This window comes from Arcobacter sp. CECT 8989 (genome assembly GCF_004116715.1).
Classification (GTDB): Bacteria; Campylobacterota; Campylobacteria; order Campylobacterales; family Arcobacteraceae; genus Halarcobacter.
Map to the genome: position 1 here is coordinate 89,023 of NZ_PDKE01000009.1, position 25,771 is coordinate 114,793.

Annotated in this window: 25 protein-coding genes; 6 read left to right on the plus strand and 19 right to left on the minus strand. The window is 27.3% G+C overall.

The genetic code is table 11. From position 1 onward, the window contains the following. Positions 1-136: 136 nt before the first annotated feature. Genes CRV02_RS09715 through CRV02_RS09730 form a run of 4 tightly spaced genes read right to left on the minus strand, consistent with a single transcriptional unit; the run spans position 137 to position 4,393 of the window. On the minus strand, positions 137-574 hold the full coding sequence (locus CRV02_RS09715; RefSeq protein WP_129090166.1) for a hypothetical protein: 438 nt from the start codon (positions 572-574) through the stop codon (positions 137-139). Beyond that, positions 567-2,114 (minus strand): PepSY domain-containing protein, encoded by a 1,548-nt coding sequence (locus tag CRV02_RS09720; RefSeq protein WP_129090167.1) that lies wholly within the window; start codon positions 2,112-2,114, stop codon positions 567-569. The genes CRV02_RS09715 and CRV02_RS09720 overlap by 8 nt, the downstream gene beginning before the upstream one ends. Next, positions 2,115-2,417, minus strand: coding sequence for a hypothetical protein (locus CRV02_RS09725; protein ID WP_129090168.1), 303 nt, complete (start codon positions 2,415-2,417; stop codon positions 2,115-2,117). A gap of 8 nt (positions 2,418-2,425) precedes the next feature. Next, entirely contained in the window at positions 2,426-4,393 is a 1,968-nt protein-coding gene (locus tag CRV02_RS09730; RefSeq protein ID WP_129090169.1) for a TonB-dependent receptor domain-containing protein, read from the minus strand. A gap of 136 nt (positions 4,394-4,529) precedes the next feature. Between CRV02_RS09730 and CRV02_RS09735 the strand changes: the two genes are divergently transcribed. After that, positions 4,530-5,252 (plus strand): response regulator, encoded by a 723-nt coding sequence (locus CRV02_RS09735; protein ID WP_129090170.1) that lies wholly within the window; start codon positions 4,530-4,532, stop codon positions 5,250-5,252. After that, positions 5,245-7,092: a histidine kinase dimerization/phosphoacceptor domain -containing protein gene (locus CRV02_RS09740; protein WP_129090171.1), complete on the plus strand. Its 1,848-nt coding sequence runs from the start codon at positions 5,245-5,247 to the stop codon at positions 7,090-7,092. Before CRV02_RS09735 ends, CRV02_RS09740 begins: the two co-directional genes overlap by 8 nt. Before the next feature lie 15 nt (positions 7,093-7,107). Here the strand turns inward: CRV02_RS09740 and CRV02_RS09745 are convergent, their stop codons facing one another. From CRV02_RS09745 to CRV02_RS09770, 6 genes are read right to left on the minus strand one after another with little or no spacing between them, the layout of a single operon-like run. Continuing rightward, positions 7,108-7,515, minus strand: coding sequence for a hypothetical protein (locus CRV02_RS09745; RefSeq protein WP_129090172.1), 408 nt, complete (start codon positions 7,513-7,515; stop codon positions 7,108-7,110). Between the two features lie 2 nt (positions 7,516-7,517). Further along, a complete protein-coding gene (locus CRV02_RS09750; RefSeq protein WP_129090173.1) occupies positions 7,518-9,572 on the minus strand; it encodes a TonB-dependent siderophore receptor in 2,055 nt (684 codons plus the stop codon). A 5-nt stretch (positions 9,573-9,577) separates the two neighbouring features. Then, entirely contained in the window at positions 9,578-10,564 is a 987-nt protein-coding gene (locus tag CRV02_RS09755; RefSeq protein WP_129090174.1) for an ABC transporter substrate-binding protein, read from the minus strand. 12 nt (positions 10,565-10,576) lie between these two features. Beyond that, entirely contained in the window at positions 10,577-11,812 is a 1,236-nt protein-coding gene (locus tag CRV02_RS09760; RefSeq protein ID WP_258239281.1) for an NnrS family protein, read from the minus strand. Next, complete coding sequence (locus CRV02_RS09765; protein WP_129090176.1) at positions 11,812-12,561, minus strand: ABC transporter ATP-binding protein; 750 nt, start codon at positions 12,559-12,561, stop codon at positions 11,812-11,814. The genes CRV02_RS09760 and CRV02_RS09765 overlap by 1 nt, the downstream gene beginning before the upstream one ends. Beyond that, a complete protein-coding gene (locus CRV02_RS09770; RefSeq protein ID WP_129090177.1) occupies positions 12,549-13,331 on the minus strand; it encodes an ABC transporter permease in 783 nt (260 codons plus the stop codon). Before CRV02_RS09770 ends, CRV02_RS09765 begins: the two co-directional genes overlap by 13 nt. 29 nt (positions 13,332-13,360) lie before the next feature. On the opposite strand from CRV02_RS09770, the gene CRV02_RS09775 reads away from it, so the two are divergent. Continuing rightward, the gene (locus CRV02_RS09775) at positions 13,361-14,065 is read left to right on the plus strand and encodes a Crp/Fnr family transcriptional regulator (RefSeq protein WP_129090178.1); all 705 of its coding nucleotides are present in this window, start codon (positions 13,361-13,363) and stop codon (positions 14,063-14,065) included. A 23-nt stretch (positions 14,066-14,088) separates the two neighbouring features. Here the strand turns inward: CRV02_RS09775 and CRV02_RS09780 are convergent, their stop codons facing one another. The 7 genes from CRV02_RS09780 to CRV02_RS09810 form a co-directional block, all read right to left on the minus strand. Further along, the gene (locus tag CRV02_RS09780) at positions 14,089-15,267 is read right to left on the minus strand and encodes a hypothetical protein (protein WP_129090179.1); all 1,179 of its coding nucleotides are present in this window, start codon (positions 15,265-15,267) and stop codon (positions 14,089-14,091) included. A gap of 3 nt (positions 15,268-15,270) precedes the next feature. Then, on the minus strand, positions 15,271-15,897 hold the full coding sequence (locus CRV02_RS09785) for an energy transducer TonB (RefSeq protein WP_129090180.1): 627 nt from the start codon (positions 15,895-15,897) through the stop codon (positions 15,271-15,273). A 1-nt stretch (position 15,898) separates the two neighbouring features. Beyond that, positions 15,899-16,303 (minus strand): biopolymer transporter ExbD, encoded by a 405-nt coding sequence (locus tag CRV02_RS09790; RefSeq protein WP_129085320.1) that lies wholly within the window; start codon positions 16,301-16,303, stop codon positions 15,899-15,901. 1 nt (position 16,304) lies between these two features. Continuing rightward, a complete protein-coding gene (locus CRV02_RS09795) occupies positions 16,305-16,823 on the minus strand; it encodes a MotA/TolQ/ExbB proton channel family protein (RefSeq protein WP_129085321.1) in 519 nt (172 codons plus the stop codon). Position 16,824: 1 nt separating this feature from the next. Beyond that, on the minus strand, positions 16,825-18,141 hold the full coding sequence (locus CRV02_RS09800; protein ID WP_129090181.1) for a MotA/TolQ/ExbB proton channel family protein: 1,317 nt from the start codon (positions 18,139-18,141) through the stop codon (positions 16,825-16,827). Further along, the gene (locus tag CRV02_RS09805; protein ID WP_164968988.1) at positions 18,141-18,887 is read right to left on the minus strand and encodes a DUF3450 domain-containing protein; all 747 of its coding nucleotides are present in this window, start codon (positions 18,885-18,887) and stop codon (positions 18,141-18,143) included. The genes CRV02_RS09800 and CRV02_RS09805 overlap by 1 nt, the downstream gene beginning before the upstream one ends. A gap of 93 nt (positions 18,888-18,980) precedes the next feature. Then, positions 18,981-19,559: a hypothetical protein gene (locus CRV02_RS09810; protein ID WP_129090183.1), complete on the minus strand. Its 579-nt coding sequence runs from the start codon at positions 19,557-19,559 to the stop codon at positions 18,981-18,983. Positions 19,560-19,728: 169 nt separating this feature from the next. On the opposite strand from CRV02_RS09810, the gene CRV02_RS09815 reads away from it, so the two are divergent. The 3 genes from CRV02_RS09815 (at position 19,729) to CRV02_RS09825 (ending at position 24,316) form a co-directional block, all read left to right on the plus strand. After that, positions 19,729-21,834 (plus strand): TonB-dependent siderophore receptor, encoded by a 2,106-nt coding sequence (locus CRV02_RS09815; protein ID WP_258239282.1) that lies wholly within the window; start codon positions 19,729-19,731, stop codon positions 21,832-21,834. Between the two features lie 95 nt (positions 21,835-21,929). Beyond that, positions 21,930-22,616: a response regulator transcription factor gene (locus CRV02_RS09820; protein ID WP_129085325.1), complete on the plus strand. Its 687-nt coding sequence runs from the start codon at positions 21,930-21,932 to the stop codon at positions 22,614-22,616. Beyond that, a complete protein-coding gene (locus CRV02_RS09825; protein ID WP_129090184.1) occupies positions 22,613-24,316 on the plus strand; it encodes a sensor histidine kinase in 1,704 nt (567 codons plus the stop codon). The genes CRV02_RS09820 and CRV02_RS09825 overlap by 4 nt, the downstream gene beginning before the upstream one ends. Before the next feature lie 5 nt (positions 24,317-24,321). Here CRV02_RS09825 and CRV02_RS09830 read toward each other — a convergent pair whose 3' ends face one another. Both CRV02_RS09830 and CRV02_RS09835 read right to left on the minus strand, forming a co-directional pair. Further along, positions 24,322-25,287 carry a FecR family protein gene (locus CRV02_RS09830; protein WP_164968989.1) on the minus strand — a complete coding sequence of 322 codons (966 nt, stop codon included), beginning with the start codon at positions 25,285-25,287 and terminating at the stop codon, positions 24,322-24,324. Then, positions 25,280-25,765 carry an RNA polymerase sigma factor gene (locus CRV02_RS09835; RefSeq protein ID WP_129090186.1) on the minus strand — a complete coding sequence of 162 codons (486 nt, stop codon included), beginning with the start codon at positions 25,763-25,765 and terminating at the stop codon, positions 25,280-25,282. The genes CRV02_RS09830 and CRV02_RS09835 overlap by 8 nt, the downstream gene beginning before the upstream one ends. Positions 25,766-25,771 lie beyond the last annotated feature (6 nt).

Here is a 25,771-nt window from a genome sequence, read left to right on the forward strand (position 1 = left end):
AAAAATAATTTATGGATTTTATTAAAGTTTAAATAAAGTTTTTATTAATATCTCTATATTGTAAATTAATTAGTAATAAAAATGTAAAATATTTGAAATAAATAATAAAAAAGTAATTAAAAAAAGCTATAAAAGTTTAGACTTTTATAGCTTTTTTAGCAATTTGGATTAAGCTCATAAAGATAAAGAATAAACTTAGCCCTAAAGTATATTTAAAAGCTCTATTTGTTTTGGAAGCATATATTCCTCCATAGCCTGATTTTGGTGCAAGACCTTCAATTACAACGTCTTGTTCACCTACATACATAAAAATCATATAAGGCTCTTTGGGAATTTTAGTCTCTAAATAACCTTTATTTAAATAGCCTTCAAAAAGAACTCTATTGTTTACTTGTGAAAAGAGTTTTATTTTATTTCCATCAAGTAATTTTTGTGAACGCTTATTAAATCCTTTTATTTCTATTTTATTCTCATCTATAAGTTTAGATGTAAGAGTCATTCCTGGAATTTTGTGTCCAATTAAAGAAGTAGAAATAAAAAACAGAAGTAGTAAAATCTTTTTAATATTAAACATTACTTCTCCTTTCAAATTTTTCTAAATATGAAAAAGAGTCAACTCTCTTGTATAAAAAATAGAAAAGACAAGCTATGATAATCAATAAAAGATCTATCGCAAATTGTTTTGTTAAATTTGAGCTAAATAGTTCAAAAAGCAAAATATCTGTATGTATTTCATGTAATAAAAAAGTTAACATGAACAAAATTGATGAAGATAGGAATATCATTTTGAAAATCTTTTTTATACTAGTTTCTTTAAAACTATAAAATAAGTAAAAACTCCAACTTACATAAAATAATCCCTCAATCCAAATAATTCTATCAAACATAGAAAAAGGAATTAGCCAATGTAAAATCATTAATATAGCACTTGCTGGAATTATTCCAAGTAATAAAGCAATAGAAAACCTATTTAAAATTTCATAATATCCATAATCACTAGACAACTTTTTTTCTGCCCATAAAAGATAACCAAATAGTAGGCAAATAAGCATTACTATTCCTAAAATAAAAAATATAATTCTAATAATCAATGGCTCATCTGTTTGAAAATGAAGCCAATAAAAAGTTGAAAGAGTCTTTTTTATCATGTGAGTATCTTCTAGCTCTTTTTTTTCTAAAACCTCTCCTGTTTTACTATCTAAAGTTATTGATAAAGGATTTATTCTACTAGAAGATAAAGCTCTATTATTTTTTAAATAGCCACTAAATACTGTTTGAGAGTTTTCTAATCTGTAGTTATAGATATTTATTTTTCTAATTTTTAGTTCTGGATAATTTTTTTGTGCAATTTCTTCTAATTTTGAAAGTTGCAGAGGTTTAACTCTTTTATTTTTATCTTCTAATAAGGCTTTTTGTTTAAAAATAATTGGACCAACGAGAGCTCTTATACTTTGTTTTTCAAAATTTGTATTACTTAAAGCATATACTGAACTAGTAGAAAGCATTAATCCTAAAAAAGCACCAGTTAGAGCAAAAATAATTACATACGGTGTTAGAATTATTCCAAAGTTTTTATGCCATTTAAATCTAAAGTTTTTATTATGGTTTTCATTTGTTTTTTCGCTTTTTACCAAATATAGAATAAGTCCACTGATCATTAGAAATAACATAATTGAAGAAGCTACACCCATAAGAGTTAAACCAATATAAGGAATATTTGCTCCTGTATGTAGTTTGTTAAAAAGAGTAGAAATTGTAGGATATTCATTATTTAAATTAAGTATTTCTTTTGTATATGGGTTTAGGTAAACACTATTTTGATTTTGACTTGAAATTTTTAATCTTTCATCTTTAAAACTAGGAAGTTCTATTTCAATATTTTTTACATTTAATTTATTTTCTCTTACTATTTGATAGAGTTTTAAATCAATAATTTGTTCAAACTTCGCATCGCTTGAAAAGTGAGTTGAGGGAAGTTCCCAAGCTTGAATATATGGTTTGAATATTGTAATTGTTCCAAAATATGTTGAGATATAAAAAAGAAAAATAGCAATTAAGCCTAAAACTGTGTGCGCGCGTGTTAAATACTTTTTATTTAATTTATCTATTTTCATCTAAAATCCATTTATTGAAAAGTATAAACATATTAATAAAAAACTTGAAGAGAAAAATGTTTTTTTTAAAGCAATATATCTTGTTTTAGAAAACAATATCCAGATACCCCATATAGACATTAGTATAGGTGCAGTAATCATTGAAGGAATTATTTTAACAGCATAATCACCCTCTAAAAAAATAGATAGCAATAGTGTTGATAAATAACTTAATATTACTGCACCTATACAGGCTGTAAAACCATGAACTAAGCCAACTTTTGACTTAGTTTCATGTAAAAAACTTTTTGTTTTTTTAAACATACTTTTTCCTAGAATTTATAAGAAAGAGTAACTTTGAAGTTTCTTCCTGGCTCATAATCTGTAGCATCACCATAAGTTCTTAAGTCTCCTTGGAAAGAAGAGTGAGAAGCATAAGCTTTATCAAATATATTATCAATTCCAGCAATTACTTTTAATCCTTTTACTGCTTTTGGTGTATATTTAACAGCAAAGTCATGAACATGATATCCCTCTTTTTCAATATCTTTTACATCATTTTCGTCTTTTACAAAAATTGATTGCCAAGAAAGTCCAACTTCTGGTGTAGCTTGGTAGTTTAATCCAAGAGTAAATGTATCTCCTGTCTCTTGTTCAAGTGCCTCACCTGTATAAAGTACTTCTGAATCCATTCTTGAGTATGTAAATAAAGCATTAAAATCATTTAAGTTATAAGCAAAACTTGCTTCAATACCTTTTGTTTTTGTATCTCCTAAATTTACCATTTGGTATGTGTCATCAAAGCCAATATCATCATTGATTTTTGTAACATAGTATTTAGTTAATATTCCAATATTATCTGCACCTAACACATTATCTTTGATATATTTAAATCCAACCTCATTGTTATAACCTGTTTCTGATTCAATATTTGAGTTTTGTGTTGAAGTTCTTGTTCTATAGCTTGCAAAAACCTCTTGCATAGGAGCACCTTTAAATAGTGTTGTATGACTTGCAAGTAATGAGAAACTATCAGTTACTGCATATTCAGCAGCAAGAGAGTAAGTGATTTCTTTTTCACTTACATCAGCAACAACTCCATCAAGTTTATATTTTGTAGCTCTAATTCCTGGAGTTAATACAAGTCCATTATTAAAATCAATTGCATCTTCAATAAATAGAGCAAAAGTCTTAGCCTCTTCATCATCTCCATATGCATCTCCATCAGTAGTTACTTCACTTGTTTGAACATCATAAGATAATCCATAGGTAAAAGTATTAAGAGTATTTCCGTAGTCAATACTTGATTGAGCTTTTGTATTAAAACCTTTATTTTCTACAACTGCATTGAAAACATCTCCTCTTCCATTAGAGTTTGATTCATGTCTTGTTAAATCCATTTCATTAAAATATAAAGAAGAGTTTACAAGTAGATTTTCACCTTTGTCAACTGTGTGTTTTAAAGTATATGTATTTCTAATATACTCTGTTGGGTGGATTAAGTTTGCTTGTGATCCTCTTGCAACATTAATAGCTTCATTTACTGCTGTACTAAGGTTTGGTCTTGGGTGATAATCCCCTTCATCTTCTAATCTATCATAAGAGAAAGAAATTCTTTGTGTATCATCTAAATCAATACCATATTTTAATAAAAGGTTTTTAATAGTACCTTCTCTTCCTTTCTCTTTTGTTCCATCTCCTGTTTTCCAGTTTTCATTTTCAATATGGTCATAATAAATAAAGAAATCAGAGTTATCAGTTATCTTTCCATATGTAGCAAGTGATGCTCCAACACTATCATTACTATTGTATTTAGTAGAAGCAATTGCTCCAACTTTTTCTCCATTTTCTAAAAAGTCTTTTCCATCTTTTGTTTCAAACTCTATTGAACCTCCTAACTCTCCATGAACAACAGAGTTAGCACCAACTTCAATATTTACTTTTTTTAGAATATCAGGGTTGATTTTTAGAGTACTTTGGTGGTGAAACATATCTACATTTGGTTGTTTTGCACCATCAACAGTGATATTAATATCCTCATCTTTTATCCCTCTTATGATGATTTTATTATTCATTGAGTGACTTCCACCTACATCAACACCAGGTAAACCTCTTAATAAATCACTTAAATGGTCAGCTTGTTTAGTTTCAATTGAATCTTTTCCTAGATTTAAAGAAGAACTAACAACTTCAGTCTCCCAAACATCAACTGAGTTTATTTTTGTTTCATCTTGAGCATTTGCATTAAAAGATAAAATTGCTAATGAAGCAATTGAACTTAAAAGTATTTTTTTATTCATTATATTCCTTATGTGTAGTTTTAAGTCGCAAAATTAAAAATTGAATTGTAATCAGCTTTTACTTTTAACAAACTTTAAATTGATAGTGAGTATCATAACTAATATAAATCACATTCAAATCACAATTGGAGATTTAATGAATAAATTAATGGAATTTTCACAAAAAACAGTAGAAATATTAATTGTAGAAGATGAGATGATATTAGCAATAGATATGGAAAGCTCATTAGAAGATATGGGCTATGAAGTATCAGGAATAGAATCAACAGCACAAGATGCAATAAAACATGCAAATGAAAACAAGCCTGATATTGTAATTATGGATATTCATTTAAAAGGTTATAAAAGTGGATTAGAAGCGGCAAAAGAGATTTGGCAAGCTCATAAAATACCAATTATCTTTTTAACTTCTTATAGTGATGATTTGACAGTTAAAAAGTCTATGGAGAGTGAACCTTATGCATATTTAATAAAGCCTTGTAGGGAAAGAGATATTGATATTGCTATTAAAACTGCACTTCATAAACATAACTATTTTTTTAAAAATAAGAATCTTATGAGTGAACAAATAGTTATTAATTTAGCAGAAGGCTATAAATATGATAAGACAAGAAGAGTTTTATCAAAGGGATTAGATAGTATAAAACTAACAGGAAATGAATTAAAGTTTTTTGATATCTTAAGTGAACAGCCCAAAGAGTCAGTAAGTTTTGAACAAATAATTTCATATATTTATAGAGATGAATCAGTCTCTGATATGGGAAAACTAAGAACATTGGTATACAGATTAAGAGCAAAGCTTGATGCTGAGGTTTTTGAAAATATTTATGAGTTTGGATATAGGCTAAAACTTGGCTAATTTTAATACTTTAGCTAGACTATCTTTTTCTTCAAAACTTTTTTTATCTCTTGTTATTTTAGCTTTAGTTTTACTCTCTATTCTTTTTTTACTTATTATTCCAAAAATGGAAAAAGAGCAGTATGAACATGAGATAAGACAAGTTGAGCAAACAATTGCTTTAAATACACAACAACTTCATTTGGCAGTTAAATATATACGAAATGATGGAAAAAAGAATTACGAATTAATTAGGTTAAATATAGAGTCAAAGCTTGAAAAACTATCTCAAAGATTAAAAAACTTATCATCTTCAGAACAAGAAAGTATCCTTAAAAAGTTTTCGAAAGAATTATCTTGTCCTGTTGCTTTAATAGATAACTCAAATAAATTATCAAAGCATTTAAATAAAAAACTGAATAATGATGGATATCTCCAATATAAAAATTCAAATCAAAAAGTAAATAGTTGGAAAAACTACATAAAAAAACATGAAGAGAATTTTTGTCCCTCAATTACTAGTCATCTTGTTTATAGTATGGAATTTGATAAAAATAGCAATTTATTGCTTTCTTGTAATAGTGATTTGTTTTATGATCACGAAAATAATGAAGAAAAAAAGATTAAAAAGTATGTTCAAAAGAGTTTCTCTTATACAAACCATTTGCATAAAGGAAATACTTTTTTAATGTGGTTAAATGTAGAGAAAGCAAATGATAAACCTTTATATAATGTAAAAGATAAACCAAAAAACAATAAATATTGTATTAGCAAATTATCTGATGTCAAGAGTATAAATACAGGTACATTAAGTGCAAATGATATTTTACTTGCAAGTAATGGTGAACCGATTGTTCATATTTTGAATGGCAAAAAAGCTTTAACATGGGCTCGAAGTATTAATAATGACCCTGTAAGAAGATTAATATTTTTAACTACAGTTTATGAAGAAGATTTACATAATGCAATGGATAAAGCCTTTTGGAAACTTTTTCCAGCTGCTTTAATGGCTTTTATTTTTGCAATATTGATTGGATATTTACTCTTTAGAAAATTTTCAAAAAGTTTAGATACTTTAGTTAATACATCAAAACAAGTACAAAATGGTAATTTAAAATTTAGATCAAATATAAAAGGTGAAGATTCAATTGGTCAATTAGGACAAACTTTTGATTTAATGCTTGATTCTATGGAAAACAATATCAAACTACTTGATTTAAAGGTAGAAGAAAGAACACAAGAACTAAAAAACTCTTTAGATGAAAAAAATACATTATTAAAAGAGATTCATCATAGGGTAAAAAATAATTTAGCTTTCACTATAAGTTTAATAAAACTGCAAAAACGAAAAGTGAGTGATGAAAAGACAAAAGAAGTTCTTACTGATATTCAAGAAAGAGTTTATATCATGGAATTAGTTCATAGAAAACTATATGAAAGTAAAGATTTAAATAAAATTCCTTTTAAAAAATATATTCATGAGCTTATTTTAGATATTAAAAATGCATATTATATTGAACATTTAGATATAAAGCTTAACATAGATGATATACCTTTAGATATAGAACATGCATTGCCTTGTGGTTTGATAATCAATGAGTGTTTAACTAATAGTTTAAAATATGCTTTTGAAAAAAAGTCACCTCATAATTTTTTTGAAATAACTTTTAAAAAGCAAGCTTCAAAATATATTCTTGAGATTGCTGATAATGGAAAAGGTTTGCCTGAAAAATTTGATATCTATAGAAGTAAAAGCTTAGGTTTAAGACTTATTGTTTCAATTGCTCAAAAACAGTTGTTAGGAAAAATTGATTATAAAAATGATGGTGGGTTAAAATATATAATAAGCTTTGAGAGTTAACTCTCAAAGCATTATTTAAAAACTATAGATAAATTGAGATAAGAGAACTACAAACATTAATAGTGAGAAAAAGAGATAATGAAATATAGTTTTAAACTTTTGGTCTGCTTCAAATTTATTAAAAAGAATAGGAACAAAATAAAAGCCTACTACTAGTATTAATCCTAATAAAACTTTTAAATGTAATACTAAAGAACTATTGTTTGTATATAAAAACAACAATAACATTCCCGATATAATCAAAATCAGATTATTGATTTTGATTATATTTCTAGCTTTATTCCCCATAGCTTGTTGTATTTTTATAGCTTGATCTTTAGGAAAAGACGAAACTATTTTTAAAATAACAAATGTTCTAAAATAAACAGTTCCAACAAATAGTATTATTGTTGATATATGAATAAATTTAATTAATTCGTACATGATTAGAAGTTAAACCTAAACCCAATATACGTATAGGTACCAGCATTTACCCCTAACTCTTCATCAACTTCTTTATCAAAAATATTATCTATTCCTCCATAAACACTTGCCGTTTTATTTATTTTGTAATTAAGTCCTAAATCTACAAGTGTATAATCTTCAGTTTTTTCACTATTTTGGCTATTTGTATATTGTTCACCTATATATCTTAAAGATAGATTTGTATTTAAACTATTTGTTACTTTATAATCTATGCCTAAAGATGCAGAAATATCAGGAGTGAATGTAAGCTCCTTATTTAATGTTTTATCTTCAGTATCTAAATATGTTAAATTGAAGTTGCTATTTAAATAGTTAGTAAAATCATAATCAAGTCTTAATTCAAGCCCATTGATTTCAACTTTGTCTAGATTTTCTGATGTATAGTATTTCCCTGCTCCTGCACCATATGAAACTAACTCAATCTTATCTTTGATGTTTGTATGAAAAGCAACAATTTCAGAAGAAAGCTTATTGAAATTATTTGATAAAGCTATTTCGAAACTTTGTGATTTTTCAGGCTTTAAGTCATAAGTAGTAGTTTTGGGTCCAAAAATTACATCTGAACCAAATCTTTTTCCATCTTTAAAAACTGGAGCAACAACAAAAAGTTCAGCTGTATCAGGAGCTCTGAAGCCTTGAGAATAATTAACTCTTAAAGAGGTGTTATCATTAAGTTTTTGAACAGCACCTGCTTGGAATGTTACTTTACTATCTGCATTTGAAATATGGTCATATCTTGCTCCTAGTGTAGCATTTAAAGAGTCTGTGATTTCAATTTCATCTTGTAAGAATAGTGATTTATATGTAACCTCTTTTGTAATAAAATCATCTGAACTAGGATTAGGATTAATTGCACTTGAATCTCTAGTTTCTTTTCTGTATTCAGCTCCAAAAGTAAGAATATTACTATCATTTAGAAGATAAGTAGTTGTTGATTCTACATTATCAATTGTTACATTTGCACTAAATTTTTTATTTACTGGACCCGTAAAGTTTACAGGAGTAGTTTCATTTCTTTTCTTGTAATATGACCTATAAAATTTTAAATTAGTAGCTAAGTCTTTATTTGCTTGATACTCAAAATCAGTAGAAACATCAATTCTTTTATTATTATCTTTTGACAAAATAGGAGTGTTTTTTATAAGACCACCACCTGAAAATTTAGCATTTCCTAAATAAATACCTTCTCTTTCCTCTTTAAAGTAATTAAAATCAATGCCTGCAAGAAGATTATCAGTTAAGTTTTTTTCTAACCTTGTTCCAAAGCTTAAAACAGTTGCATCATCAATGAAAGTTACATCTTCTTTTCCTGACACACCATTTTGTGGGTTTGCTCCTATAATAGCACCTGTTTGAGGATTAACTGCTGTTTGGGTATAATTTTTTCTCTTTGTAAAAGTTTCTTCATCAATAATAGAACCAAAAACTTTATAGTTAAAATAGTCATTTTTCCCAATAGTTGTAAAGTTGAAGTTTTTTTGTTTGGCATCACCTTTTTTGTTTAGTCCATATTTTAAATCAATAGCAGTTTGAGCTTCAGTAATTTTTTTTGTAATAATATTTATAACCCCACCTATTGCATCAGAACCATAAAGTGTTGACATTGAACCTTTTACTATTTCTATTCTTTCTATCATAGAAGCGGGAATTCTATTCATTTCATAAGGGTTTTCTGTTTCAGCAGATAATCTCTTCCCATCTAAAAGCATCAATGTACCATTTGCTCCAACTCCTCTTATAGAAATTGCAGCTTTTGATTTAGAACTAGGGTGGGGAAACCTTGCATATTGAGCATTGATTGATGGAATTTTTTCAAATACATCTTTTAATGTTGAAGCAGAGATTTTTTCAATATCTTCTTTTGTTACAACAATAACAGAAGCACTAACTCCATCTATGTTTTTTTTAGTTTTAGTAGCTGTTGTAACTAAAACTTCACCTAAGTTAGAATTTGCATAAGAATTGCTTAGAAGTACAGCAGTAGCTACACTTGATAAGATAAGACTTTTTTTCATTTTATTTATTCCTTTGTATTTGATTTATAATATATGTTTTCATTTGGCAGTTTGCCACCTATTAGTTTTTCATTACTATTTTCTAAAACTTTGAAGAAAAACTCTAAGTCCTCTTTTGCTTCATAGGCATTTATACTTTGAAGTTGCACATGCTTTATAGAGTCAGCTAAACCTTTTTCTTCAAGCATCGGTAAAGTTTTTACAACTAAAGAAGCAGCTTTTTTTGGGTTTTTTTTGTACCACTGAAGAGATTTTTCATACTCTTGTAAAAATCTATTTATAAGCTTTTCTTTTCCTTTTGTATTCCCTAAGAAAGCCAGTCCTGCTTGGGGAATTTTAGTTTCTGTTTTAAAAAGTTTTCCCCACTCTTTTTGTAAATCAACACTTCTATATAAATCAGGAGCTACAATACTTATAGGAAAAGAGCCAGTTTTTCTTAGAGCTATTGAGATAGCAGGTTCCGCTAAAAGTGCGTGATCAACACGCCTTAAAATAAGCATTTGCATGGCGTCTATAGGGTTTGTTACATATTGAATTTTAAAATCTTTTTTAGGATTCAAGCCATATTTCTTTGCTAATTCTTGAAATATAATATCAGGCATATCTGCTCTAAAAGGAAGAGCAATCTTTTTACCTTTAAAATCTTCTAGAGTTTTTAAATTTGGATCTCTACTTATCATTGCAAGTATCCCCCAAATAGAAACATTTAGAAGTTTTAAATCAACTCCTTTATTATGAAGATTTGAAGCTACATTTGTAGGTAATGCTATAAAGTCAACATTTGAGTTTAAAACAAGAGCTCTAAGCTCATCGGGATTTTTCCATAATCTAAACTCTATTTTTTTATTCATGTCTTTTAATACGTCATTTTGTATCATATGCATGATTGGATGAGATACTGTAGCAAAAGGACCTGCAACAACAATTTTATTTTCATCTTTTGCAAAAAGAGATAATAAAAACATAAAACTAAGTAGTAAGATTTTTTTCATGATTTTCCTTTTTTAACCTTTTATTCCATCTGCTCTTTTTGAAAGCAGAAATGGGAAAAAGATTTTCATATAAATAATAAATGGAATGGCCCATAAAATAGATGATAAAATATAAGCTTCGATTGAATATTCTTCATAAAAGGGAATGAGTGCTCTTATAAAAGTAGAAATAATTATAAAAATAAGCCCAAGGGTTAGCCAGATATTTGTAAAAAGCCTTCTTCCTGTGTGAATAGTTGATACAATTATCATTACAACATAAAAGACAAGACCAAAACTTCCTGTTGTAAGAAAGTGTCTAAAATGATTTAGTGCGTAAAGTTCTTCATTTAAATAATCATAAGCTAAGAAGCCATAGGCAAGAGCAGTTAACAAAATAGTGCTTAACATATAAATAACAAAGGGTTTAGTTAAGATATTATTATCTTTTAAAATAAAGTCATTTGATATATTTAAAATAGCTGCAAAACAAGCAAGGGCTAAATATCCTAAAGTAGAGTTTTGAGGAAATAAAAATTCCACAAGAGTATATAAAAGTACACAAAAAATAGCTAAATTATATCTTGGTGCTCTTGAGTAAAAAGTTTCATCAATATTCTCATTTTCTAAAAGTTCATTTATAGCTTCCATATTCACACGTCTAAGAGCTAATAAAATCAAAACAATAAAAAAACCTAAAGCTAAAATTAAAATAGCAGATGAGTCAACATTTAAATACTCTGAAATACTTGCAAAAAACATCCCCTGAATTATAAATAATGCAACAAGGGTAAAGGCTAGTGAAATATGTTTTTTATTCACATCTTCAAATACAGGTTTTATAATAAGTAAAATAATATATATGCTTAAGAATAAGTTGATAAAAGCAACAAAATGAACACCTAAAAATGCCATAAACCAAAAGCTAATTCTTGAGGCTAACCAAAGAGAAACTATAAAAAAAAGTTTTTTCCCTACAATGGGGATTGCACCTGGAAACATCTCAGGAACGCCTGTTAGAAAAAAAGCAATAATACCAGCAGTTCCTACTCCAAACAACATCTCATATATATGCCAAGTTAATAAATTATTAATAAAGCCTAAAGAGATAAATCCACTAAAAGTAAAACTCCAAAGAATGATAGAAATTACAATATAAGGAGGAAGAAGTAAAAATATAGGTCTAAAACCATAGGCTAAATAAATAGGAAAATCACCCTCAGGGTAATGCTCATAATGTTTTGCTGCATACTGTTTTTTATTTTCCATTATTTTAGCTCCAATTCAAAAGTATTTATGATGTATTCATCACTTAAAAGTTTTGCTGTTTGTTCATAAACAAAACTATCATCCCTTAAACTTCTTGGCTTATCAAACTTAAACCTTTTTACTATATGGCCTACAGGTTCGGACTTTAAAACTAAAATCTCATCACTTAATTTAATTGCTTCCATTAAATCATGGGTAATAAATAAAATACTAAGTTCTTCTTTTTCTATAGTTTCAATAAGTAAACTTTGTAGCTCTTTTTTTAAGCCAATATCAAGTGCTGAAAATGGTTCATCTAAAAATAAAAGTGAAGGCCTTACAACTAATGCTCTAGCAAAAGATACTCTTTGTTTCATTCCTCCACTTAAATCTTTTGGAAATTTTTCTAAATCCTCTTGCTCAAGTCCAAATTTTAAAGCAATTTGTTTTGCTAAACTTTGAGCTTTTTCTTTTTTTACACCCTTAGCAAGAAGTCCTAAGCAAATATTATCAAGAACATTTTTCCAAGGAAGAAGTCTCGCTTCTTGAAAGGCAAAGGATGAACTTTTAAAACTATTTTTAATTTTTCCTTCCTCAAGGGTAAGAAGTTTTGCACATAAATGAAGTAGTGTTGTTTTTCCACCACCACTTGGACCAACTATTGATACTACTTGTCCTTTTTTTAATTCAAAGCTTATATTTTTTAGAATCTCTTTAAAACCAAAAGAAAAAGAAATATCTTTTACTAATAATTGTTCTAATCTCTCCATGCTTCAACCTCTCTTTTTATTGGTTCCAAAATCAAGTATTCAATTAGAAGTAAACTTCCAATCATTATTAAGACAAGAGCTAGGGCAGTTGGTGTATCTAATTGACTTCTAGCAATTGCTAAGCTTGCTCCAATTCCTTCATTTGATGAAAGTAGTTCTGCCATAACTACAATTTTCCAAGACATTCCTAATGCACTAATCCAAGCAGGAAATACATAAGAGAAAATATGTGGGAAATATAAATCAAACATTTTCATTTTAAAAGATAAATTGAAACTATCAGCCATCTCTTTTAGATTACCTTCTAATGTTCTAGTTCCTTGTAATGCTCCTACAAAAATAATAGGAAAAGAAGCAACAACTACAGTAAATACAACTGTCATATCACTCATTCCAAACCAAATCATTGCTAAAACTATCCAAGCTATTGGAGGCATCCCTACAAGAATAGTAACTATTGGTCGACTCATCATTGAGGCAGTTACAAAAAGACCTGCAAGTAAGCCTAATAAAGAGCCAAAGATAAGTGAGATAAAAAAACCAAAGAAAGCTCTTTTTATAGTAATTACAATGTTTGTAATAGTTTCATTATTGGTAACTATTGAAACTAGAGTTAAGATTGTTTCCTTGGGACTTGGTAATACAAGGTTTCCATATATTTGATTACCTAAATCCCACAGAGAAAAAAATAAGAAAATTGAGGCAATAGAACCCCATCCACTCCAAATATATTTAGGGAAATCTTTTAATATTTTTAATACAAAATTCATGATGACCTTAATAATTTTTTGTAATTTTAATGAAAATAATAGTGATTATCAATGACTTAAATCAACAAAACTTAAGGCTGTTTAAGTTAATATTTTTTATGTATAAAAATGTATTAAAAAAAGTAGAGTTTTTTAAACTATTAAGTGAAGAAGAAATTGAGCTTGTAAATAACTCTTGTAAAATTATTACTTTAAATAAAGATAATATTTTATTTTATGAAGGAGATTTTGCAAACTCTTTTTATATTATGTTACAAGGTAAACTAAAGCTATATAAAACAGGAACTATGGGAAATGAAATAGTAATTCATAATTTTAGTAAGCCTACAATATTGGCAGAAATGGCTACTTTTCAAGCATCTCCTTTTCCTGCAACTGCAATTAGTACAAGTAGTATAACCAAAGTGGCAATTTTAGAAAAAGAGGTTTTTCTTTCTCTTTTACAAAGTAATGCTAACTTATCTTTTCATATTATAGGCTCTTTAATAAAAAAGATGAGAAATCTAGAACAAACAATTCATAGAAATTTAGTATATGATGCTACTCAAAAAGTATGTGCTTTTTTAAGGGATAATCCAAATATTCTAATTGAACGAAAACATTCTGAGATTGCAAATAAATTAAATATGGCACCTGCAACACTATCTCGATCAATTAAAAAGATAAAAGAAAAAGGTTATATAAATAAAGAGAATATAGTAGTTGATAACTCTTTTTATGAAATATTAGAGTAAGGGTAATAAAAAGCTAGAGAGGACTAACTCTCAAGGCTTTTTAAAATACTTCTTGCTCTTTTCTTTTGATGAGGATTTTTAACTACTTGTTTTAAGATTTTGATAGAAGTTTTTTTGTCATCTAACTCATAAAAACATAAGGCTTTTAAAAGCTCTTTTTCTCCAGCAGTTTTAGTATTTCTTTTCGTTTTCATAGTATCTAAAATAGCAATACTATCTTTGAATTCTTGTTTTTGATAATATAAATTTGCAAGAATAAGTTTGTATTTATTCTCATCTCCATATTCAGAAGATTTGATTTTCTTGATTGCTAGGTCAATATCTTTTGCATTTACATGTGTTGAAACAAGTAATTCAAATATCTTTTTATCTTCTTTTACTAAACCAGTTTCTACAGCTTTTGTAAGTAAATCATTTGCTTTTTTATAAACACCATTTTGTAAAGAGATATTTATAAAATATAAAATATTGTTTTTGTTTTTTAATACACCATTTTTGTAGGCTAACTCTAATGTTGCTAAAGAGTCTTTTAGTCTATTTTTTTCTTGATATAAAGAGGCAAGTTGAACCCAATAACTTTCATTTTTACTAAAAAGTTTAACCATGATTTCCATAGTTTTTATTGCACCATTATAGTCTTTGATCTCAACATAAGAAGAGTAAAGAATTTTGTACCATGACTCTTTTATCTCTTTTTTAGAAGAGAAATATTTCTTTGAGTAGTTAATACTTTTTTTATATTTCTTTTCATAATAATAAGCCAAAATCAGCGTTTCATAAACATCATTTTTCTTTAAAACTTTACTATTTAAAAGCTCATTTGAAAGCTTGATACTAGGTTTGTATTTCTCTAGTGATAAGTAAATCTTTGATAAAGAGAACTTGATTTTATCAATACTATCTTTTTCAAAGGCATTATATTTAATGATTTGATTATAAGCTTTTGCAACTTTTTTATAGTTGTCTTCATGAATATAAATATTACTTAGTGTTTGTAAAATATATGACTTCTCATAATCATTTTTAGAATCACTTTTTATCAACTCTTCTAGTATCTTCTTAGATGTTTTATAATCATCTTTTTCTATTAGTTTCTGTGCTTTCATTAAGCTATTGTATGTACTTTTTGACATATGCATTTTGGCAAATGCACTAGTATAAAAACAAAGGAACATTATTAACAATATTTTTTTTAACATCATTTCCTACCTTGCTAATCTAAAGTTAAATGTAATTGTTGCATTTTTGAAGTTTCCTGCAACATCATCTTTTGAAGGTTTAAACCTCCATCTTTTTATTGCTTTTACTGCTTCTTCTTCAAATACACCTTTTGGGTTTGAATCAACAACTTGAACTCCTGATACAAAACCACCAGAATCGATTTTAAATGTTAGTTGTACAAAACCTTCTTGTCTTCTTATTTTTGCTCGTCTTGGATATCTTGGATTTACTCTTTTTAGGGCATTTAACATATTTGCATCTAAAAGATTTGAACCAATATTTATTTTAGCTCCTGATAAAGAGTTTATTGATGAGATATCAATATTTTGGCTAATATCTAAAGGCTTGATTTTTACGTTTTTATTTAGTTCTTGATTTAATTTTGTTTTTAATTCTAGCTTTTTAGGCTCAACCTTTTTAATAGGTTCTTTTGGTTTAACTCTTTTTTTCTTTTCAATAACCGTATCTTTTTTATCTCTTAAATAAGTTAACTGAACGGGATTTGTTTCTTTTTTTATATGCTCACTTTGAGTTGATGTCATTTTTTGCATTAACACAAACATCGCAATTGAGATAACAAGAGATACGGATACAGCTATTAATATTCTCATCTTAGTTCTTTAGTGTAGAAATAGAAATATTTGTAATACCAGCTAGTCTTACTTGGTCCATAACTTTTACAAGTACACCAGTTCTAGCATCTTTGTCTGATTGAACTACAACACTACTTTGAGTATTTGAAGCCTTTAGTCTCTCTATATTTGACCTAACAGCTCTTATGTCAACCATTCTTTTATCAATCCAAATTTCATCATTATTTTTAATAGCTATTAAAATATTTGCTTCTGCTTTTTGTTGACTTGTTTTTGCGCTTGGTCTATTTACTTCTATACCTGCTTCTTTTACAAAAGAGGTTGTAACAATAAAGAAAATTAACATAATAAAAACAACATCAAGCATTGGTGTTAAGTTTATTTCTGTCTCTTCTTTATTGTTTTTTTGTGAAAATCTTCTCATCTTATAAAACCTTTGATATTTCTAAATACAATTTATCTGTATGGTATTTTATTGATAGCTCTAATTTTTTCTCAAATAGTATTCCACTAAGTGCAACTACCATTCCTGCCATTGTTGGAATTGTTGCCATTGATACTCCATTTGCCATTGATTTTACATTGCTAGTACCATTTAGTGCCATTACATCAAATACTTCAATCATTCCTGTAACAGTTCCTAATAAACCAACTAATGGACAAACAATAATCAAAGTCTTGATAAAACTAAGACCTGATTTTAGTTTGATATTTGAATCTTCAATTAAATACTTTTTTATCTCTTCTTTAAACTTCTGATTGAATTGTTTTTGTGATAAATCTTGCTTTAAAGCTTTTGCATATTTTTTATATTCAAAGCTAATGTAAATATATCTTTCAATAAGCAATGCCCAAAGAAATAGGGCAATTGCAAATACGATATATAAAACAAAACCACCTTTGTCAAAAAAGTTAAAGAAGTTATCTATATATAAATCAATCATGTTATTTAAGTGTTTTTGCTAACATTCCTATACTTTGCTCTTCTAATACAGATACAATAGCTTCAGCTTTTGAAGAGATATATGTATATGCAAAAAGTAATGGAATAGCTGTTACAAGACCTAAAACAGTTGTAATAAGAGCAGTTGAAATTCCACCTGCCATAAGTTTTGGGTCACCTGTACCAAATAAAGTAATAGCTTGGAAAGTTGCAATCATCCCTGTAACAGTTCCTAGTAATCCAAGTAATGGAGTTACCGCTGCAAGAAGTTTTACAAAGCTTTGACCTTTTTTGATGTGATTTGTCTCTTTTAAAATTGCTTCACCAATTTTGATTTCTAAGTCATTGATAGAGTCATTTACATTTTTATAAAATACTCCTGCAATTTTTCCTAAAGAGTTTGAATCATCGTAGTTTTCTAAATTCTTTTGTTGTTTTTTGATTTTTGTATGAATAAGATTTAAAAACACAATTTTATATGCTGCAAATAATAAACCTAAAACACCAAGCGTAATAATAATATATCCTACAATTCCACCTTGGTTGATTCTATCCATGATTGTTGGATTGTTACCAAGCATTTCAAAAAGAGTTCCTCTTGTTGGGTCAACTAGTGCAGGTTTTATTTCATTTGAGCTTTCCTCAAAATCTTGTGCATTTGATGTATATGCTGATGATGGTTGTGTTGATAATTCAATTAATGAGTTTATATCATTTGAATACTTTAAGAAGTTACCATTTGAGAATGCTGAAAATACACCAACTCTAGTTACATCTTGAATATTTCTTTCACCATTTTGTAAAATAACACTTGCTTGATAAGTTGATACTTGTCCACTTTGAATAATTTCATCTAGCATTGTGTGCCAAAAAGAAGTTAACTCTTCAATTGTAGGAAGTTTTTTAGAGTTTGAGAATTTTGTGAAAATCTCTTCTTTTTGTGGAAACTCTGATGCTGTAAAACTTCTTTGGTAATTTGTTAAAAAGTCTGCTGAAGTTTGTCTTACACTTCCAAACATCTCACCTAAATCACCAATCTTTACATTTAGTTCGGCTTCTTTTGAAGTTAGAACTTCTTCATTTGCTTCAATAAGTTTTTTAAGTCTTTTTGTTTCAATATTTTCTAGTTTTAAATCTTTTTTTGCTTGAAGTAAAAGTGCTTTTTGTTGATTTTTATTTTCAACAAACTCTTTTAGTCTTTTTTTCTCATCAATGATTTCTTTATTTGATGTTTGCTTTACACTGTGTAGTAAATTTTCTAAATCAAGGGCAAAACTTGAGTTTATAATTAATAGTGTTGCTAATATATATTTAATCATTAGTTATCCTTTTGCTTTAAGAATGGAAGATTTAGGAAATCAACATTTTGATGTTTTTTAGCAATTTTGATACCTTTTCTGATATTCGCTTTTGCATTTGAACTTTCTACTTCAACCCAAGATCTAGTTTCATTATTCCAGTATCCATAAGTTTTAAGGTCTAAACTTTGGTAGTATAAAGCTGTTCTTCCAAGTTTAAGAAAATCGTATGTAGTAGCATCAATTTTGTCTTGATAAGTTTCAATGCTATTTGCATAGTCATACTCAATTTTAAAGGCTTCTAAAATAATTCTATATTTTTCAGCTGTTTTAATATCTGCTTTATCAAGGCTTTTTTCTATGTTTTCGATTCTAGTTGTTCTTTCATCAAGTAAGAAAGGAGTGTCCATTTGAACTAGTTTTTTTAAGCTATCAACCATGTTTAACATAAGAGGGAAAATATTTTTTTGAGTATTTTCAATATCTACAATTTGTTGATTGATATTGCTAAGTTCTTCTTTTTGTGATTGAAGGATTTTTCTTAGTTGCTCATTGTATACTCTAGTACTTTTTAGTTCAGCATTTGTATATTTATATTTGCTAAGAAGCTCTTCTCTTTGGTACTCTACATTATCTATTTTATTTTGATAATTTTTTAGTTTGTTATTTGTCTTTTCTATTATATCTAGCGATTTGTCTATCTCGTTAGAGAATAGAGAAGTTGATAAGACTAATGAAAATAAAATAGTATTAAATAACTTATTCATTTCTACCCTTTTAGTATTAATTTTGAGAATTATAATCATTTTATTATAAAATTAAACTTATACAAAATTACATAAATAATTTATAAAATTATGCTATAAGAAAACTGTTGTTAAATTTGTGAATACAGAAGAGTTAGAGTTATTAAATCTAAAAATTGATTCTTTAATATGAGTTTCAATATTTGTTTTATTTATCCCTCTAAACTTTTTTAGTCTAGTATTAATAAACTCATTTAGAGTATTTTTTGTATTCATATAACCTAGAACAATATATTTATTATTGTTTTTATTTAGTAGTAGTTTTGCGCAGTTGATTTTTTTGTTTCTGATTAAACTATTTTTAACTTCCTCTTCAATTGGGAAGTTACAATCCTTAAGCAAAATAGTTTTATTGTCATACTCTATATAAAATACAAAGTTTTTATTGAGTGTAAAATATTTAATATAACAATGTTTTGGCTTTTGCTTATTTGAAATTTCTTGAGTATTTGTAATATACCTACGAAGTTGTTTATAGTACTTGTTTATAGTAACTCTACTGATATTTACTCTCATAGAGGCTTCACTTGCAGTAAGGTCTTCTCCAAAGCATTTGCAAATATTTATAATAGTTGAGTTATCTATTTTTTTGTTTCTCATATAATAATTATTATCTATATCAAAATTTTCCATTTCTAATTCTATAAAAAAAAGATGTGAAAAGTGTGTGTATAAAATTGATTTTAACTAATGTTATTTTTTGCTTATCATGTTTATCTCTCTTGTAATATTTCTATAAGAAAAAATAAGAAATAATTCGCTTATCTTAATTTTAATAATTACTATCAATAAAGGAAATATTGTGAAAATAGGAAATAAAAAAATATTAGGACTGTCACTTTGTGCGGCTTTCTTAATCCATGGTTCAGTATTCGCAGCTGAAAATGACACAACTAAAACATCTCTTGGTACAGTAGATGTTGTAAGTTCTAGTGATACAGAATCAACGAACTCTTATACACTAGACTCAACAAAATCTGCTACAAAACTAAGTTTATCACTAAAAGATACACCTCAGTCTGTAAGTGTATTTACCCACCAAAAACTTGAGGATTTAGGAATTACTTCTTATCAAGAAATCTTAGCTTCTGTTACTGGAGTTTCAATGAGTAGATGGGATGAGAGACTAAACTCAAGTGCAAGAGGTTTTACAATTGATTATTATAAAGTTGATGGAATGCCAACTTATACTAGTTATGATGAAAGAGATTTAGACCTTTCTATCTTTGACAGAGTAGAGATTGTAAGGGGTGCAAATGGTTTACTAACAGGAGCTGGAAATCCTGGAATGAGTATAAATCTTATTAGAAAAAGAGCTAAGAGTAAAGAGTTTGCAGCTGATATTACTTTAAAAGCTGGTTCTTTTGATTCTTATAGTGGGATGGTAGATGTATCTTCCAAACTAAATGAAAGTGGTTCTGTAAGAGGAAGATTGATTGCGAAATATGATGATAATGATTCATATATGGACTATTATGAAAAAGAGAATAAAATTCTTTATGGTGTAGTTGACGTTGATTTATCAGATAGTTCATTTTTATCATTTGGTGCAAATTATCAAGATTTAGATAGAAATGGTATTAGATGGGGTGGGTTACCTGCTTTTTATTCTGATGGTTCTAGAACTAATTTTGATACTTCTGATATTGTTTCAAATAAAGATACATATTGGAATGCTGAAACAAAAGGTGTTTTTGTAGACTTTAAACAATATTTTGCAAACAATATACTGTTTAATTTATCTTTATCTCATAACAGATATAAAAGTGAATCAAGTTTATTATATTTTGGTGGAACTGTTGATAAAGCTACAGGAGTAGGAATTGGAAGTATTTCTGCTTATGAAAATGAGGATTATAAAAAAGAGAATAATATTGATGCTTATGTATCTGTTCCTTTTAATCTTGCAAACTTAGACCATGAAGTAATCTTAGGATATACATATAATACAGATAGTAAAAAGTATGATAATCAAAAGGGTTCTGGTGGAGGAGCATCTTCATTAGCAAATCCTTTAATTAATTTTAATAATATTAACTTAGATAGCTTTGATAATTTTACTTCTTATTCAGGTACACCAAATAAGATTAAACAAACAGCTGCTTATTTAGTTGGTAAATTTTCTTTAATGGAAGATTTAAAATTAATAGCTGGAGCAAGACTTACAAACTGGAAATATACAGAAGATGGTGGAGTAAATGATAGAGAGTTTGATAATGAATTAACTCCTTATGTGGGATTAGTTTATGATTTAAATGAAAATCATTCTATTTATACTAGTTACACAAGTATCTTTAAACCAGATGATAAAAAAGATAGAAGTGGAAACTATTTAGACCCATTAGAAGGTAAAAACTATGAAGCGGGTATTAAAGGTGAGTATTTTGATGGTAAATTAAATGCTTCTTTATCTATATTTAGAATTGAGCAAGATGGTACTGAAGCTGATGGAGCTCAAATAAATGGTTATCAACCTTATACATTTGTTGAGGGAGTTACAAGTAAAGGTTTTGAGTTTGATATTCATGGTCAACTAACTGATAACTTTAGTTTAAGTATGGGAGTTGCAAACTTCAAAGCTGAAGATGCAGAAGGTAACAAGTTTAATACTAAAGCTTCAAGAACAACTGCAAATCTTTTTGCAAAATATACAATGGATAAGTTACAACTTGGAGCAGGGTTAAACTATAAAAGTAAATACTATACTGGTTCAGATGCTCAAAAAATTACGCAAGATGCATTTACACTTGCAAATGCTATGGCATCATATAAAATTGACAAAAACTCTAGTCTTCAGTTAAATGTAAATAATATCTTTGATAAAGAGTACTATGAAGGAATTGGAAATAACCTTATGATTTATGGTACGCCAAGAAATGCAACATTAACTTATAAATACACTTTCTAAAATAATTAGCTAAAAAGGAGTTTTCCTTTTTAGTTATACTTCCAATTATGATAATAACTATTAATATTTAATAAGAATATTGTATAATTCTTTCCATGTTAAAAGAAGAGTACAAAAAACTAAAAGTTCTATATGTAGAAGATGAAGATTTTATTAGAGAAAATGCAGTCTCATATTTAAAAAGATTTTTTGAAAATGTTTATGAAGCAAATGATGCTTTTACTGCACTTGATATTATAGAAAAACAGAAGCCTCATTTAGTAATAACAGATATAAAAATGCCAAAATTAAGCGGCTTAGATATGGTTAGAAAAGTTAGACAAAGTGATAAAAAAACACAATTTATAGTCCTTTCTGCTTTTACAGATAAAAACTATTTACTTGATGCCATTGATTTAGGTTTAGTAAAATATCTTACAAAACCAATCAAGCATGACACTATTTTTCCTTTACTTCTACAGTGTGCAAAAGAGAGTTTTGAAGATGAAAGTAATAAAAAGTATTTAACTGAAACTGCTTATTATGATAGTTTCGAAAGTATTTTAAGAATTGAAGAAAAAGAGATAAAATTAACAAAAAGTGAAATATCTCTTTTAGAATTGCTATGTAAACAGCATCCTAAACCTGCTACTTATGAACAGTTACAAAGTGATATTTGGCAAGATGAATATATGAGTGAAAATGCACTTAGGCTTTTAATAAGAGACTTAAGAAAAAAACTACCTACAAACTGTATTAAAAATATATCTAAGCTTGGATATAAGATAGAACTTTATAGATGAAAATAATTCTTTCTTTTCTCTTTTTCTTCTCTTTTTTGTATGCTGATAAGTTTGATGTTATTGAGTCTGTAAAGATTTCTGAAGACTTAAATAGTTTTAAAAATGCAAGTTATCTTGAATATAAAGATAAAAAAGTTAAACAGTTTGCTATAAAAGTAAAGTTAAAAAAGAAAAACTATCTTGACAAAAACTATTATCTAACCGTTATTTCTGATTATGATAACATGACTTATACAAACACAATTTATAAAAACTATAATCATATGATGCTTATCAAACTTGATAAAACTGCTCCTGATGTTTTATATTTTGAGTATGAATATGATACTCCTAAAAGACCAGGTTTTAGAGTAAAAGTTATCTCTCAAAGTGAATATGAAAACTTGTTACCCTATGAAGGTATAATCTATGGAGTAGCCTATGGGATAATCTTTTGTGCTTTTTTATACTACTTTATAATCTACTTTTCCATAAGAGAAAAATACTTTCTTTACTACTCAATTATGCAACTTTTTGTTTTGTTATCTTTGATAGGTTTTATGATAGTAAGTTTTAAACCATATCCAACAACATTTGCACAAACACTAATAGATATACTTGAAAACATGAGTTTTATATTTACTTTACTTTTTGCAAAAGAGATTTTAAATGCAAAAAATAAGTTATCTTTTTCAAGTAGTTTAATAAACTTTTTTTTATGGATAAATACAATTGATATAGGAATTATTCTTTTAATAAATTACTCCTTACTATATGAGTATATGCCTTTTTATATAAGTTTTTTAATTCCTTCTTTATTAGGTTTACTTTCAATTATAAATGGAAATAAAAATGCCATTATTTATACTATTGGTTGGAGTTTTATGGCTAGCTTTGTATATATGGCAGAGAAGGATTTAATACCTTTTAGTGGTATTTATACTATTCACTTTGCAGCTCCAATGGAGTCATTAATTTTTACTTTAGCTTTAGCTTTTGCTCTTAGAAGAATAGTAAAAGAGAAAAATGAAAAAGAGAAACTTCTAATACATAAAGAAAAACTAGCCTCAATGGGAGAAATGATAAATAATATCGCTCATCAATGGAGACAGCCTCTTACTCATCTTAGTTTTATAAATATGAATTTACAAATGGCTTCATATGATGAGAAACTTTCAAAAGAGTATTTAGATGAGAAAATTGAAGAGTCAAATAAACAGTTGGAGTTTATGTCAAGTACGATAGATAGTTTTCGAGATTTTTATAAGCCACAAAAAGAGAAAGAAAACTTTTATTTATCAAAGGCTATAAAACAAGCAGTTGATATTATGGCTGTTTTATTAGAAAAAGAGAATATAGAATTAGAGCTTGATATTAGAAAAGATAAAAAAATTTATGCCTATGAAAATGAGTATTCTCAAGTAGTTTTAAACTTAATTACAAATGCAAAAGACGTTTTAGTTCAAAGGCAAATAGAGGATGGGAAAATAAAAATCACCATAGATAGCTATTTTGATAAATCTTTTACTACAGTTTGTGATAATGCAGGTGGAATAAAAAAAGCTGATTTAAATAAGATTTTTGAGCCGTATTTTACTACAAAAGACAGTGGAAGTGGAATAGGGCTTTATATGTCTAAAACAATAATCAACTCTCACTTTAAAGGGAAACTAAGAGTCGAAAATAAAAAAGAAGGTGCGTGCTTTACTATTGAAGTTTAATTAACCTATTTAGAAGAAATAATTATATTTTTTTTCTCTTTTTTTATATTTATTGGATAAATTTTGTCAAGTGCATATAAGAATTTATCAAACTCTTTAATTGAAAATTTACCATCAATTTCATGTAAAGTATTTTCATATTTATCAAAAGTAGTCTTATAGTTATTATACTTTGAAAACTCTTTAAATGCTTCTATAAGAGGAGTTTTTGCGAAGTATAAATATCCTTCTTTCCATGAAGATATATATTTAGGTTCAATTTTTTTATTAACAAATATTTTACCTCTTTGATTTACTTTTAAAGTATCTCCCTTTTCTAAAACAGCAATAATTTTTTCTTTGTTGTTATCATCTATATTTGAAACTTTGACAATACCTTCTTTTACTTTTATTTGAGTAAGATCACTTTTAATATTTGACACTTCAAACATTGTTCCTATAACTTTTATTTGAGTATTTAAATTTTCTACAAAGAACGCTCTATCTTCATCTTTTTTAACACTAAAAAGTGCTCTTCCTTTTGATAATTTAATTTTTCTATAGTCTTTGAAATAGACTACTTTTAACTTAGTATTTACATCTAAATTTACAATAGAGTTATCTGGTAAAATGATATTTTTTAGTATCTTATTTTCTGTACTATAATCTTTTGTATATACAGGCATAAACTTTGTATATACACTGAAGTAAAGTATAATTAAAAGAGAAGCTGCAGCAAGTAGAGGCTTAAAGTTTCTAAAAAGTTTTTCTCTTTTTATTTCTTTATTTACTTCCTTTGTTAAATTTTTTGTATAAGAAGAGGGTATCTGTTTAAAACTGTTTCTTATGAATTTAATATTTTCATATTCTTTTTTATTTTCAAAATCTTTTATCCATAAATTAAATTTTTGTTGTTCACTTTTATCTAATCCATCTTGCTCAATGCTCAACCAATTTATAGCTTCTTCCGTTATCTTTTTATTACTACTCAAACTCTTTCTCCTTGGCTTTTTCAAGTCTATTTTTAATTTTAAGTGTTGCATTTGTTATATGTTTTTCTACAGTACTGATATTTATATTCATTTTATGTGCAACTTCTTTTCTCGTAAAACCTTGAATCACATGAAGTGTAAAAGCCTGTTTGCTTCTTTTAGGTAAATTTTGAACTAAATCTAAAAGTTCAATATATTGAGTTTGTTTGTAAAAAAGTTCTTCAGGCTGTTGTTCTTTTGGAATTGTAAAATTTGCTTCTTCATAATCAACTTTAAAAATATTTTTGTTTCTTCTTGATTCATCTATTAAAAGGTTTTTTGCCATTTTATAAAGATATGCTCGGGGATTTTTTATCTGATTTTTCTCTTCTATCTCAATAATTCGCGTATATGATTCTTGTGTTATATCTTTTGCTTTTTCTTTATCGCCAGTAAGTCTTTGAACATAATTTAAAACTTCTTTATAGTAGTCAAGCAAGAATAG

Excerpts from the sequence above, each read along its gene's own strand:
- CRV02_RS09750 (WP_129090173.1), bottom strand. The coding sequence starts at position 9,572 with ATGAAAAAAAGTCTTATCTTATCAAGTGTAGCTACTGCTGTACTTCTA.
- CRV02_RS09715 (WP_129090166.1), bottom strand. The coding sequence starts at position 574 with ATGTTTAATATTAAAAAGATTTTACTACTTCTGTTTTTTATTTCTACT.
- CRV02_RS09800 (WP_129090181.1), bottom strand. The coding sequence starts at position 18,141 with ATGATTAAATATATATTAGCAACACTATTAATTATAAACTCAAGTTTT.
- CRV02_RS09825 (WP_129090184.1), top strand. The coding sequence starts at position 22,613 with ATGAAAATAATTCTTTCTTTTCTCTTTTTCTTCTCTTTTTTGTATGCT.
- CRV02_RS09810 (WP_129090183.1), bottom strand. The coding sequence starts at position 19,559 with ATGGAAAATTTTGATATAGATAATAATTATTATATGAGAAACAAAAAA.
- CRV02_RS09770 (WP_129090177.1), bottom strand. The coding sequence starts at position 13,331 with ATGAATTTTGTATTAAAAATATTAAAAGATTTCCCTAAATATATTTGG.
- CRV02_RS09780 (WP_129090179.1), bottom strand. The coding sequence starts at position 15,267 with ATGATGTTAAAAAAAATATTGTTAATAATGTTCCTTTGTTTTTATACT.
- CRV02_RS09775 (WP_129090178.1), top strand. The coding sequence starts at position 13,361 with ATGAAAATAATAGTGATTATCAATGACTTAAATCAACAAAACTTAAGG.
- CRV02_RS09795 (WP_129085321.1), bottom strand. The coding sequence starts at position 16,823 with ATGATTGATTTATATATAGATAACTTCTTTAACTTTTTTGACAAAGGT.
- CRV02_RS09760 (WP_258239281.1), bottom strand. The coding sequence starts at position 11,812 with ATGGAAAATAAAAAACAGTATGCAGCAAAACATTATGAGCATTACCCT.
- CRV02_RS09790 (WP_129085320.1), bottom strand. The coding sequence starts at position 16,303 with ATGAGAAGATTTTCACAAAAAAACAATAAAGAAGAGACAGAAATAAAC.
- CRV02_RS09755 (WP_129090174.1), bottom strand. The coding sequence starts at position 10,564 with ATGAAAAAAATCTTACTACTTAGTTTTATGTTTTTATTATCTCTTTTT.
- CRV02_RS09745 (WP_129090172.1), bottom strand. The coding sequence starts at position 7,515 with ATGTACGAATTAATTAAATTTATTCATATATCAACAATAATACTATTT.
- CRV02_RS09765 (WP_129090176.1), bottom strand. The coding sequence starts at position 12,561 with ATGGAGAGATTAGAACAATTATTAGTAAAAGATATTTCTTTTTCTTTT.
- CRV02_RS09725 (WP_129090168.1), bottom strand. The coding sequence starts at position 2,417 with ATGTTTAAAAAAACAAAAAGTTTTTTACATGAAACTAAGTCAAAAGTT.
- CRV02_RS09805 (WP_164968988.1), bottom strand. The coding sequence starts at position 18,887 with ATGAATAAGTTATTTAATACTATTTTATTTTCATTAGTCTTATCAACT.
- CRV02_RS09730 (WP_129090169.1), bottom strand. The coding sequence starts at position 4,393 with ATGAATAAAAAAATACTTTTAAGTTCAATTGCTTCATTAGCAATTTTA.
- CRV02_RS09720 (WP_129090167.1), bottom strand. The coding sequence starts at position 2,114 with ATGAAAATAGATAAATTAAATAAAAAGTATTTAACACGCGCGCACACA.
- CRV02_RS09820 (WP_129085325.1), top strand. The coding sequence starts at position 21,930 with ATGTTAAAAGAAGAGTACAAAAAACTAAAAGTTCTATATGTAGAAGAT.
- CRV02_RS09735 (WP_129090170.1), top strand. The coding sequence starts at position 4,530 with ATGAATAAATTAATGGAATTTTCACAAAAAACAGTAGAAATATTAATT.
- CRV02_RS09785 (WP_129090180.1), bottom strand. The coding sequence starts at position 15,897 with ATGAGAATATTAATAGCTGTATCCGTATCTCTTGTTATCTCAATTGCG.